This is a genomic window from Neisseria weaveri (assembly GCF_900638685.1).
GTDB lineage: Bacteria > Pseudomonadota > Gammaproteobacteria > Burkholderiales > Neisseriaceae > Neisseria > Neisseria weaveri.
In genome coordinates this window covers 1,453,601-1,466,049 of record NZ_LR134533.1, presented here as the reverse complement: position 1 = coordinate 1,466,049, position 12,449 = coordinate 1,453,601, and the positions used below count along the sequence as shown (strand labels likewise).

The 12,449-nt window shown below is 50.1% G+C and carries 12 protein-coding genes and 3 tRNA genes; 8 read left to right on the top strand and 7 right to left on the bottom strand.

Annotated elements, in window-relative coordinates:
• Window positions 1-20: 20 nt before the first annotated feature.
• The 6 genes from pyrE (at window position 21) to EL309_RS07115 (ending at window position 4,742) form a co-directional block, all read left to right on the top strand.
• A complete protein-coding gene (pyrE, locus tag EL309_RS07140; RefSeq protein WP_004283990.1) occupies window positions 21-662 on the top strand; it encodes an orotate phosphoribosyltransferase in 642 nt (213 codons plus the stop codon).
• A gap of 132 nt (window positions 663-794) precedes the next feature.
• Window positions 795-1,193: an MJ0042-type zinc finger domain-containing protein gene (locus EL309_RS07135; protein ID WP_036494865.1), complete on the top strand. Its 399-nt coding sequence runs from the start codon at window positions 795-797 to the stop codon at window positions 1,191-1,193.
• A complete protein-coding gene (argA, locus tag EL309_RS07130) occupies window positions 1,190-2,503 on the top strand; it encodes an amino-acid N-acetyltransferase (RefSeq protein WP_004283993.1) in 1,314 nt (437 codons plus the stop codon). Before EL309_RS07135 ends, argA begins: the two co-directional genes overlap by 4 nt.
• Before the next feature lie 91 nt (window positions 2,504-2,594).
• Complete coding sequence (locus EL309_RS07125; RefSeq protein WP_004283996.1) at window positions 2,595-2,864, top strand: oxidative damage protection protein; 270 nt, start codon at window positions 2,595-2,597, stop codon at window positions 2,862-2,864.
• A gap of 173 nt (window positions 2,865-3,037) precedes the next feature.
• On the top strand, window positions 3,038-3,949 hold the full coding sequence (gene menA, locus EL309_RS07120; RefSeq protein WP_081463197.1) for a 1,4-dihydroxy-2-naphthoate octaprenyltransferase: 912 nt from the start codon (window positions 3,038-3,040) through the stop codon (window positions 3,947-3,949).
• Between the two features lie 97 nt (window positions 3,950-4,046).
• Entirely contained in the window at window positions 4,047-4,742 is a 696-nt protein-coding gene (locus tag EL309_RS07115) for a Bax inhibitor-1 family protein (protein ID WP_004284001.1), read from the top strand.
• 93 nt (window positions 4,743-4,835) lie between these two features.
• Here EL309_RS07115 and tldD read toward each other — a convergent pair whose 3' ends face one another.
• The 7 genes from tldD to EL309_RS07080 all read right to left on the bottom strand — a co-directional run bounded on the left by tldD (window position 4,836) and on the right by EL309_RS07080 (window position 10,435).
• Window positions 4,836-6,275 (bottom strand): metalloprotease TldD, encoded by a 1,440-nt coding sequence (gene tldD, locus EL309_RS07110; RefSeq protein ID WP_004284003.1) that lies wholly within the window; start codon window positions 6,273-6,275, stop codon window positions 4,836-4,838.
• 430 nt (window positions 6,276-6,705) lie between these two features.
• Window positions 6,706-7,554 (bottom strand): hypothetical protein, encoded by an 849-nt coding sequence (locus tag EL309_RS07105; protein WP_004284005.1) that lies wholly within the window; start codon window positions 7,552-7,554, stop codon window positions 6,706-6,708.
• Entirely contained in the window at window positions 7,551-9,308 is a 1,758-nt protein-coding gene (locus tag EL309_RS07100; protein WP_004284007.1) for a bifunctional biotin--[acetyl-CoA-carboxylase] ligase/type III pantothenate kinase, read from the bottom strand. Before EL309_RS07100 ends, EL309_RS07105 begins: the two co-directional genes overlap by 4 nt.
• The gene (gene rfaE2 / locus EL309_RS07095; RefSeq protein ID WP_004284008.1) at window positions 9,305-9,811 is read right to left on the bottom strand and encodes a D-glycero-beta-D-manno-heptose 1-phosphate adenylyltransferase; all 507 of its coding nucleotides are present in this window, start codon (window positions 9,809-9,811) and stop codon (window positions 9,305-9,307) included. Before rfaE2 ends, EL309_RS07100 begins: the two co-directional genes overlap by 4 nt.
• Window positions 9,812-10,151: 340 nt before the next feature.
• Window positions 10,152-10,227, bottom strand: a tRNA-His gene (locus EL309_RS07090).
• Between the two features lie 15 nt (window positions 10,228-10,242).
• Window positions 10,243-10,319: transfer RNA gene (locus tag EL309_RS07085), tRNA-Arg, on the bottom strand.
• A 38-nt stretch (window positions 10,320-10,357) separates the two neighbouring features.
• Window positions 10,358-10,435 (bottom strand) — tRNA-Pro (locus EL309_RS07080).
• Window positions 10,436-10,696: 261 nt separating this feature from the next.
• Here EL309_RS07080 and folD point away from each other — a divergent pair.
• Together folD and EL309_RS07070 are read left to right on the top strand one after the other, a co-directional pair.
• Entirely contained in the window at window positions 10,697-11,557 is an 861-nt protein-coding gene (gene folD, locus EL309_RS07075) for a bifunctional methylenetetrahydrofolate dehydrogenase/methenyltetrahydrofolate cyclohydrolase FolD (RefSeq protein WP_004284009.1), read from the top strand.
• 225 nt (window positions 11,558-11,782) lie between these two features.
• Complete coding sequence (locus tag EL309_RS07070) at window positions 11,783-12,361, top strand: hypothetical protein (RefSeq protein WP_004284010.1); 579 nt, start codon at window positions 11,783-11,785, stop codon at window positions 12,359-12,361.
• Window positions 12,362-12,449: the final 88 nt, after the last annotated feature.

Sequence of the window (12,449 nt, the reverse complement as noted above, 5' to 3'; positions counted from 1 at the left end):
CAATAGAGAAAGAGTCGAAAATGTCCGATTTCCGTCAAGATTTCCTGAAATTCGCCTTAGCGCAAAACGTTTTGAAGTTCGGCGAGTTCACCACCAAAGCAGGCCGTCAGTCGCCTTATTTTTTTAATGCCGGTCTGTTTAACGACGGCGCGTCCACTTTGGCATTGGCCAAATTCTATGCAGAAGCGATTATCGAGAGCAAAGTCGAATTCGATATGCTGTTCGGCCCTGCTTACAAAGGCATTATTCTGGCGGCGGCCACCGCCATGATGCTGGCCGAAAAGGGCGTGAACGTGCCGTTTGCCTACAACCGCAAAGAAGCGAAAGACCACGGCGAGGGCGGCGTGTTGGTGGGCGCGCCGCTCAAAGGCCGCGTGTTGATTATCGACGACGTGATTTCGGCAGGTACGTCGGTGCGCGAATCGGTTAAGCTGATTGAGGCGGAAGGCGCAACCCCCGCCGCCGTTGCCATTGCGCTAGACCGTATGGAAAAAGGTACGGGCGACAAATCGGCCGTGCAGGAAGTGGAACAGCAATACGGCTTGCCGGTTGTGGCGATTGCTAACCTGAAAGACTTGCTGGCTCTGCTGGAAAACAATGCCGAATTCGGTGCTTATCTGGAACCGGTGCGCGCTTACCGCGAGCGTTACGGCGTGGCATAAACGCTGCATTTGAAGCATGAAAAGGCCGTCTGAAAACAACTTCGATTTTCAGACGGCCTTTATTCTATACAGGCCGTCTGAAACTCCTTACAATACCGTTTACAATAACTAACTTAACAAAGCGAGCCGACCATGCCCGTTTGCGCCTGCCCTCACTGCAAAACCCAACTTTGGGTACAAGACAACCAGCTCAATGTTGCACAAGGTTTTGTGATGTGCAGCAAATGCGAAGGATTGTTCCAAGCCAAAAACCATGTCCGCGACACACCGGAAAATATGCGGCCGGGACAACTGCCCAATGCCGTTACCGATGTCAAACTGGTGCACAACCTCGGGCCGCAAGTCCGCACGCGCAAAGTCATTTCCAAAAACGAAATCGCCGATCTGCTCGACAACTTCATACCTGCAGGCAAAAGCGAACCGGCTCCGGTCAAAGCCAAAGCCGCAGCGGGCTTCAATTGGACAATGGCTTCACTGGTTGCGCTGACCGTATTGATTATGCAGCTTTTCTATCTGATTCTCCTGCAATGAACACAACCGCCGACTTTATCCGTGATTTCCGCGAAGCCGCACCTTACATCAACTATCTGCGCGGCAAAACCCTCGTTATCGGCGTAGCAGGCAGCCTGCTGTCCGGCCCGGCGTTGAACACGCTTGCCGCCGACCTTAACCTTTTAGCCAGTCTCGGCGTCAAATTGGTGCTCGTACACGGCACACGCGTCCAAATCAACCGGTTGGCCGATAAAGACCGGCATCCCCAGCAATACCACAATAATTTCCGCATTACCGACGAACAGACCTTATCGTACGTCAAACAGGCCGTCGGCATGATTCGCTGCGACATCGAAGCCGCATTATCCGTCGGCATCGCCCATGCCCCGCAGCGCGGCAAGCCGCTCCATATCGCCGGCGGAAATTTTATTTCGGCAAGGCCGTTCGGCATTATCGACGGCATCGACATGGGCTACACCGGCCGTATCCGCAAAATCGATACCGAAGGCATACGCCGTTGTTTGGATAACGGTTCGCTGGTACTTATCAGCCCGATCGGCCATTCTCTCAGCGGCAAAACTTTCAATCTGAGCATGGGCGACATTGCCGAAGCCACAGCTGTTGCCCTGCAAGCCGAAAAACTGATTTATCTGGTGGAGCAAGACGGCATTCTCAACGCAGCAGGCCAAGTCATCAGCAACCTTTCCGCACAAGAAGCGCAAAGCCTGCTCGACAATCAAACCGCACATCCCGAACAACGCCGTCTGCTGCAATACGCCATCCGCGCCGTTGAAAATCAGGTTTCGCGCGTACAGATTCTCGGCGGCCGCCAAAACGGCAGCCTGATTGCCGAACTGTTTACCCGCCACGGTGTCGGCACCTCCATCGCACGCAATCCGTTTATGAACATACGCGAAGCGCAAAGTGCCGACATTCCCGACATCATCAACTTAATCCGTCCGCTGGAAGATCAAGGCATCTTATTGCGCCGCAGTCGCGAATATCTGGAAAACCATATCGGTCAATTTTCCATTTTGGAACACGACCGCCAAATCTACGGCTGTGTTGCCCTCAAAACCTTTGCCGACCCGAATGTCGGCGAACTCGCCTGCCTGGTGGTTTCCCCGCAAACGCAAGACAGCGGCTACGGCGAACTGCTGCTCGAACACCTGCTCCGCCAAGCCCGGCAAAAAAACCTCAAAACCCTGTTGGCCTTATCCACGCACACCGGAGAATGGTTTATCGAGCGCGGTTTTCAGACGGCCTCCGTTGACGACTTACCCCAAGAAAGACGGCAGGAATACGACGAAAGCGGCCGCCGGTCGAAAATTTTTGCCTACACGCTCTAAAAGCGCACACCGCAGTGAAGCAATATACAAACGGCGGCGACTCCGTTAAAATCAATGCCGTCTGAAATCAAACCGAATAAGGAAACCGGCCATGACCCGTATGGTTAACTGCATCAAATTAGGCAAAGAAGCCCCCGGCATGAAATTCGCTCCCCTGCCCAACGAACTGGGCAAGCGCATTTTCGAAAACGTATCACAAGAAGCATGGGATGCCTGGACGCGCCACCAAACCATGCTGATCAACGAAAACCGCTTGAGCCTGGCCGACCCGCGCGCACGCCAATATTTGGCACAACAAATGGAAAACTACTTTTTCGGCGACGGTGCCGACCAAGTTCAGGGCTACGTTCCCCAAGACTAAATACCGGCAAACGATAAACATAAGGCCGTCTGAAAATTTCAGACGGCCTTATAAACAATCAAACTGCCGGATACCGAACCGCCAGCCAACGGATACGGCAATACTTACTGCCGCAATCAAACCCGTCGGCTTTCCAACCGCTTTGACTCCCCCCTTTACCCGACCCGAAACACATGGCTGTCCGATACTGGCTGCAAGCCGCCCGACCGCGAACCCTACCTTTGGCACTGGCTTCGACACTGTGCGGCGGCCTGCTCGCCGCACAACAAGGCAAGCTGCATATCATAACTCTGGTGCTGAGTATCCTGACCGCCGCTTTGCTGCAAATCTTCAGCAACCTGGCCAACGATTACGGCGATGCCGTACACGGTGCGGACAATCGTCTCAGACAAGGCCCCGAACGCATGGTGGCGGGCGGTAAAATCAGCCGTACCGCAATGCAGAAAGCCTTGCTTGCTTGCGCCATTTCCTGCTGCCTGTCCGGCATTCTGCTGCTGTCTGCCGCCCGACCCGACATCCGCTATACACTTTGGCTGCTGCTCGGCGCATCAGCCGTTCTTGCCGCCTTTACCTACACGGCAGGCATTAAACCCTACGGCTATCACGGTTTCGGCGAAGCAGCCGTTTTACTGTTTTTCGGCTGGCTGGGCGTTATCGGTAGCGAATATCTGCATACAGGCCGTCTGAATATGCTTTCTTTTCTGCCTGCAACTGCTTTGGGACTGTGGTGCTGCATGGTGCTGAATCTCAACAATATGCGCGATATCGACAGCGACACCTGTGCCGGAAAGCGCACACTGGCCGTACGGCTTGGAACGGCACGCGCCAAGTTGTACCACACGGCTTTACTGCTGATTGCCGCACTATGTTGGTCGATATGGCTGCCTTTAGTATACACTGCCGGCAAACAAGCCGTTTTGCAAACCGTTTTGCTGGTTTTCAGCACCGCACACTTGTTTTTCTTAAAAAAAGCATCATCTCCGCTTCTGCTGAACCGCATGCTGCCGCAATGGAGCTTTACCGTCTTAACGTGGGTTGTCTTATTGTGGTTGGCAGCGGACATTCCGGCGGATTACATACGCTAATTTCAGGCAATACCGATAATTTTCAGCCAATATCGTGAAATTGCTGTTAGAATCGGCTCTCTACTTTATAAACCAAATATATACAGGAGCAAACGCCATGCAACACGACGTTTACGACTACACACAATCCTCAAGTCCCGGTGCCGTAGCCAAAAATACGGTTTTACGCAAAACCTACAACCTGCTCGGTTTATCCTTCATTCCTGCCGCAGCCGGTGCATTCTTAAGCAGCCAAATGGGCTTCAGCCTGTTTAGCCTGTTTGGAAACCGCTGGATTGCTTTCGGTGTTACCTTGGCCTTTTTCTACGGCATGTGTTTCCTGATTGAGAAAAACCGCTACAACAACACCGGCGCCACTTTGCTGATGGTATTTACCTTCGGCATGGGCGTGCTCATCAGCCCGCTGCTGCAATACAGCCTGAGCCTGAGTAACGGTGCACAAATCGTCGGCATCGCCGCCGCCATGACCGCCGCCGTATTCTTCACCATGGCCGCAATGGCACGCCGCACCAATATGAATATGAATTCTTTGGGCCGCTTCTTAACCGTTGGTGCAGTTGTCCTGATGATTGCCGTTGTTGCCAATATGTTCCTGCAGATTCCAGCCTTGAGCTTAACTATTTCTTCAGGTTTCGTTCTGTTCAGCTCACTGCTGATTATGTGGCAGATCCGCAGCGTGATTGACGGCGGTGAAACCAGCCACATCAGTGCCGCGCTGACCATCTTCATTTCCATTTATAACATCTTCAGCAGCTTGTTGAATATCTTGTTGTCATTGGGTGGCGAAGACTAATCCCAAACCAATAAAAAAGGCCGTCTGAAATTTCAGACGGCCTTTTTAGTTTATCTGTATTTCGATTTTCAGACGGCCTCAAACCGTAACCCATTACACTTCACTACCGCCGACAGTCAAACCGGCATCAATACGCAAAGTAGGTTGACCCACACCGACAGGCACGCTCTGCCCGTCTTTACCGCATACACCGACACCGGCATCCAAAGACATATCGTTGCCGATCATGCTTACATGTTTCAATACTTCCGGCCCGTTGCCGATAATCGTGGCACCTTTCACCGGATATTGCAGCTTGCCGTTTTCAACCCACCATGCTTCGGACGCGCTAAACACAAACTTACCGCTGGTAATATCTACTTGGCCGCCGCCGAAATTTACCGCATAAAGACCTTTATCGATCGAAGCAATAATTTCTTCCGGATCACGGCTGCCGCTTTCCATAAACGTATTCGTCATTCTCGGCATCGGCGCGGAAGAATAGCTCTCACGACGACCGTTACCCGTTACCGGCACACCCATAAGCCGCGCGTTGGTTTCGTCCTGCAAATAACCCACCAAAATACCGTCTTCGATTAAAACCGTACGTCGGGTTTCATTGCCTTCGTCATCAATATTCAAAGAACCACGACGATTGGCAATATCGCCCTGATCGACAACGGTTACGCCTTTGGCTGCCACCCTCTCGCCTATCCTGCCGGAAAACGCGCTGGTTTCTTTACGGTTGAAATCACCCTCCAAACCATGCCCGACCGCCTCATGCAGCAATACGCCTGGCCAACCGCTGCCCAATACCACGGTCATCGCACCCGCAGGAGCCGGGCGGGATTCCAAATTCGTCAACGCCTGCTTAACTGCGGAAGCCACATACTGCCCGACACAATATTCGTCAAAATAAGCCAAGTCGTAACGCCCGCCGCCACCGGCACTCCCCTGCTCCCGACGCTCGCCCTGCTTGGCAATCACGGTTACATTCAGACGCACCATCGGACGGATATCGGCACTGTGCCTGCCGTCCAACCGTGCAATATAAATCAAATCATATTCGCAAGTCAGCCCTGCCATCACCTGTACAATGCGCGGATCCGCCGCTTTAGCCAATGCTTCAACTTTATTCAACAAGGCCACTTTCGCTGCAGAATCCAAGCTGGCAATGGGATTGGAAACAGCATGCACTGCTTTGCCGCAACGGACGGACGGCACGCAAACCGAAGCCGCCTGACCGGCCGAACCGATCGCACGCACCGCCTGCGCGGAGCGGTCAACCGAATCTGCATTCAAACTGTCTGCATAAGCAAAAGCCGTCTTTTCGCCAACAACAGCCCGCACGCCGACACCCTGATCAATCTGGAAACTGCCCGACTTAACAATGCCTTCTTCCAAATGCCAACTTTCAAAGGCAGTACGCTGACAATAAATATCGGCATAGTCGACTTTATGACTGCCGATCAAAGCCAAACTCTTTGCCAACCTTTCCGGAGAAAGCTGGTTGGCATCCAATAAATCACGGGTAACGGTTTGATAAGTTTGCATAAAATTTCAGACGGCCTTCACGTAATCGAATATCGCTGAATTATACGGCATTTACCGACACGATGATATGAAACACTTGCTTAAAATCAGCTAAATATGCGATTAACCCAGCCTATCAATTCTTTTATTTTTCTTTAAATTCAATTATTTAAATAATTTACACACTTATTTTATGTTTTTCTTATTGATAATTATTATTATTCGCGTATAATTCAAAACACCTGGTAGCCATCCTAAATATCAGGCCATTAAACAAATTACCTTATTATTCTCTCGTCATCTTCAATTACTTCGGAGTGTGCATATACGACAAACAATTCCCTTTACATCCAATACTCAAAACCGAAAAACACAAACCCACTGTTAGCCAACAGTGGGTTTGTGTTTATATCAACGCAATCACCTTTGATATAGATAATCCGTCAATACACTACTTACACTTATTACGCGCCAGTTGGCCGTATTTGCCGACAATCGACTGGATTTCTTTAATTTCTTTATCGTTAACCGCCAAAAATACCACTTTCATTTTCGCCACGCTCAACTCGTTTTCTTCAGAAATACGGCTGCGCTCTTCCTGTTCCACCACGCTTGCACCGCCGAATCCCGAAGCGGCCAATCGCGATACCAGAACTTGTGCGGCAGACCGGCTTTTCACGATACCGGCACTGATTTGCCCTTGATACAGCGAACCCGTAAAGCCTTTGGCGGCCAAACTGTCCATTTGTGCAATCGCGTCTCCGTTTGACGGCAATACCACGCGATAATGCTTAACAACGGCTTTTTTTGCCTTTTTCACCGCACCATCGCGCTTCTCAACGGTTCTGGTCGCCGCATGCGGCCAACGGTTCAACAAACCTTTAATGCGATGGTACACATCTTCTTCCAACGAAACGGAAGCCGTAGCCACACAAACATTACCCGCCGCCGGTTGCGGACGCTGCGCAATAACCGGAAGCTCCTGCGCAGATTGCTGGCTGTTTTCTTCTTTACGCTTTTTCTCTTCCCGGGCTTTCTTTTCCTGTGCCAGCTTGGCCGCTTCTTTGGCTTTCTTTTCCTCTTCCAATTGGTCGGCACGTTTACCGTCATCCGTTACCCAGTCCAATTTTTCGGAACCGGGATCTTTAATGTTGTCGGGCAAAGACAATTCGTGCACCTTTCCCACCATCGGAACGGTCGGCGCAACCACTGCTTTTTGCTTTTCTACAACACGGCCTGCCACCATACCTCCGAAAACGATGATATTCAGCGCCACCAATATGAAAAACAACCACTTCATTCTTGCTCAACCCAATTCAATAATCCGTAAATGACGAGATTATCTACAACTTTAACAATATTGTCCAAAGTAAAAGCTTCAGGCAGCGCTTGAGCGACTTTGGAAGCACCGCCTCCGGTAATAATCAAATCAACCGGCTTATCAACCCCTACTTTTTCTTTCAGGCGGCCGTGCATCAATAAAATCGAGCCACAAACCGCATCGATAATCCCACTCGCCAACGCATTCGCCGTGGTAGTCGGAAAAGGATACACCCGCCCCAGCGGCCTGTTGAGATTGGCAGTTTTGGCAGCCATCGCTTCTTTCATCAAATGAAAGCCCGGCATAATCGTACCGCCCAAATAATGATTGTCATCGGTTAATGCATCCACCGTTACCGCCGTTCCGCAGCTGACCACCACGCAAGCATGATCGGTAAAGCGGCGGCTGCCCAACGCATTAAACCATCTGTCCGAGCCATGTTCGGCAACATTGCGGTAATGGTTGCGGATACCCAATCCCTGTTGCATCGACTCCAACCACTCCACGGATTTCGGCAACTGCTGTTCAACCAAAGCTTTCTTCGCTTCTCCGCATACCGCACAGCCGACAATACGGGTAAGGCCGTCTGAAAATTGCAGCCATTCCTCACCCAACTTAGCCAAGTCCCGGTAAGGCGCACGGCCGATACGGGCAATATTGCCACCCTCTACCCACGCCCATTTCAGCTGGCTGTTGCCTCCGTCCAACAATAAAGAGAGGGTGCTTTCATTATTTTCAGGCGGCCTAACTGCCGCTTCCGCATCCGGTCTCAAACTGATTTCACCACTGACCACAATCTGCTCTCCGGCGGCCGTCTGCAAACGGAGCGCACCATGTTCGGTAACGCCCGCCACCATTCCTTCCTGCACCACATGGCCGTCCCGCAACAATCTCACCGGATGTCCATAATCACGGTTTGCCTGCAAATAATCAGGCAACATGGGCGCAAAACCATGCCGTTCGAACATCTCAAAACTGCTTTGCAACTCCCGCATTAAATCCGCGAGCAAACGGCCGGCGGTTACACCATACACAGAAACAGTCTGCACAGAAGTCTGTACAGAAGCAGCATGTTCCACCTCTTTAGGCAAAACAAAATTGATACCGATACCGACCACCGCAACCGTTTTACCGCCGTGTCTGATGGTTTCAATCAAAATTCCGCCGAGCTTGTCGCCGCCAACCACCAAATCATTCGGCCATTTTATTTGCGCCGGGATACCAAACCTGTTTAACACTTTCTGACAGGCCAGTGCCGAAACCGGTGCCAAAGCCCCCAATTCATGTTGCGCCTTATCAAAAGCCCAGCCGAAACTGAACATCAGGCACTCACCCAACCTGCTTTGCCAAGCCTTACCCTGCCTACCCCGTCCCTGAGTTTGGCTATGGGTGATACATAAAAAACGGTGGGCACGTTCAACACTTTGTCGCGCCTGTTCCAAAACAATATCATTGGTCGAACCGCATTCATTATGCAACACCGCCCGAAATCCGCTTTGCACGCCGATCTGCCCAACCTTTTCAGCATCCAATACCGCCAACGGTCTGACCAAACGCCATAAACCGTCATACTGCCGCAGCAATCCGCGCACATGAGGCGGCATCTGCATCCAAAAACCGTTAATCTGCTGCGGCTTGATCCCGATCAGACGGCTTAAGTCGGACACATGACAAGGCGTTCCATCTGCCAAAGCCGCCAAAAGCTGCCACTGCTGCGGTTTAAGAGACATCATTTCGCCCCGGCCTCCGCAGCACGGATTTTTTCCAATGTCTGCGTTGTAGAAGTTTGATGTAGAAAAGGAATAGAATAAACTTGACCACCACGCGCCAAAGTTTCAGCCGAACCGACGATTTTTTCAACCGGCCAATCCCCTCCCTTAACCAAAATATCCGGTCTCACCAACTCAATCAACTCTGCCGGCGTATCCTCGTCAAACCACGTTACCAAATCCACGCTGGACAATGCCGCAGCAACCGCAGCCCGATTTTCCAATGAATTTATCGGCCTATCGTCTCCCTTACCCAAACGGCGTACGGAAGCATCGGTATTCAAAGCCAAAACCATTGCCGAACCCAATGCCCGGGTCTGAGCCAAATAAGTCACATGCCCGCGGTGCAAAATATCAAAACAGCCGTTGGTAAACACCAGCGGCCTGGGCAATGCCCGGATACGCTCTGCCAACTGCTCCGGAGTACAAATCTTATTTTCGAAATCAGGAAGAATCCAATCAGACATATCATTTCTTTCCAAAAATTTTCAACATCATACCGAAGCATCAGCATTTGGAAAAGCTGCAGCCAATGCCGTACTCCTGCCCGAAACCAATACGGCAAAACCATAAACCGACATCATATTTATAGGAAACGTCCCTGCATTAACGAACCAATCAAAACAAAGGCCGTCTGAAAATTTCAGACGGCCTTTATAGCCCTTACATTAAGCATAATGACATTATCGCTTTAAGAACACCTTGTTTATTTGTCTTATTGGCAACAAGCCTTGCCGCCACGCTCAAAATTCAAGCAAAATTCCAAAAATAAATTCCCTACATTTTTCAATGTAGGGAATTTTTAAATGGGGTGGCTGATGGGGCTCGAACCCACGACAACTGGAATCACAATCCAGGGCTCTACCAACTGAGCTACAGCCACCGTAAACTTAAATTTTGGCACGCCCGACAGGAATCGAACCTGTAACCCCCGGCTTAGAAGGCCGGTGCTCTATCCAGTTGAGCTACGGGCGCTTACCACACGGGTACCGTGCATAACTAAAAATCTTTTTTGGTCGGGGCGGTGGGATTCGAACTCACGACCCCCTGTTCCCAAAACAGGTGCGCTAACCAGACTGCGCTACGCCCCGACGAGAGAATCGAACTATACCCCCGCATAAAAAAAGCGTCAAGCGTTTGAAAAAACAAATTGCTATAAAAATCTAGATATTTTTGTTTTTAAATGAAATTTATTTTTCTTTTTTTATCCTAACTTTCAGCAACCGAATCATAAGAAAACAACCTCATCATGACTTATAGCGATAAACAGATGAAAAAACACCTTAAAAATGCGATAATCCCCCTCCTGATATTTGTCCACAATTTATCTTCCGCAAAAGGGAAACACTTTCATGACTGCCCAATTAATCAACGGTAAAGAAATATCGCAGCAACGGCTGCAACTGGTTGCGCAACAAGTCGCCGAACGCCAAGCAGCCGGAAAAAGAGCACCTTGTTTGGCTGTGATTTTAGTGGGTAACGACCCGGCCAGCGCGGTTTATGTCCGCAACAAAAAACTGGCTTGCGAAAAAGTCGGTTTCAAATCCCTGTCTTACGAACTTTCTGAGGATACCGCACAGGACAAACTGTTGTCGTTGATTGACGAATTAAACACCAATGCCGATGTAGACGGAATCTTGGTACAGCTGCCGTTACCGAAACAAATCGACAGCCAAACCGTATTGGAACGGATCGTGCCGGATAAAGACGTGGACGGTTTCCATCCTTACAACGTCGGCCGCTTGGCAGTAAAAATGCCGCTCATGCGTCCCTGTACACCCAAAGGCGTAATGACCTTGCTGGAGTCATACGGCATTGATGTGGTCGGCAAAAAAGCCGTTGTGGTGGGCGCCTCCAATATCGTCGGCCGACCGCAGACTTTGGAATTACTGTTGGCGCGCGCCACAGTAACTGTTTGCCACAGTAAAACGCAAAATCTGGCCGAGGAAGTCGGTTCGGCAGACATTGTTGTGGTCGGCGTCGGCATCCCCAACTTTGTTAAAGGCGCATGGATTAAGCCGGGGGCTGTTGTGATTGATGTCGGCATCAATCGGTTAGAAGACGGCAGACTATGCGGAGATGTAGAATTTGACGCAGCCAAAGAACGCGCGGCGATGATCACACCGGTTCCCGGAGGCGTGGGCCCCATGACCATCGCTACCTTGCTGGAAAATACTTTGCAGGCAGCAGAATTGCACGACAGCAAAAATTAATTGACTCAAACTGTTTTCCGATATAAAACGGTAAAAATAAAATAGGTAATATTTAATATCGTCATTTGATACGGTATACATTATGATCCGCAACTTTGCGGAGGCCGTCTGAAATTTCAGACGGCCTTCCTGCATAAAATGGCAACAGTAATCATAGTAAATGGAACTTATCACTGATACGGATAGGCCTAATCAGTTTGCACACTTACGGATTCCAAACCAACCATGCTATATAAATTCTTAAACGATATGCTCGGCATTCTACGTCTGCGTTATCAAGCAGCTTCCGAGTATCGCTACACCCTTCCCGTTATTTTGGCGGTGATATTGCTGATGGGCTTTATCGAGGCGTCCAAAATGTCCTACATTCTCGGCAGCGGAGACGGCGTTATTGCTTACGCAGTTTTATTTACCGCAACCCGATGCCTGCTGATGTGCAGTGTTATGCGGTTTATGCTGCAGCAACCCAACCAGCCCAAACAAAACCTATGCGGCTTTGTTTTGGCTTCGGAAGCCTTGTCTATTCCCTCATTGGCCGTTTTATATATTCCCACTTTAGCCGCTCTCGGCCTCTTCTGGCAGATTTGGACTTTTGGGGCACAATATAACGGCTTTATGAAATTAAGCGGTCACTCATCCACAAAAGTGCTGGTTGGCTATATTGCTTATGCAATTGCTATGATTTTGGCCAGCTCGGTACTGATGTTGATGTTTATACAAGTCGACTGGCTCGATGCCCAACATATCAACGATGCCATAGGCCCTGCCTTGGAAAGATTTGAAACTATTTTAAAAACAAAATAATACAATTGAAGCAGCCTGCCTGAAACAAGCTTTTACAAGCACCTGGCAAAGTTTTAAAATCCCAATACCCCTGCCAGGCTCAATCCAT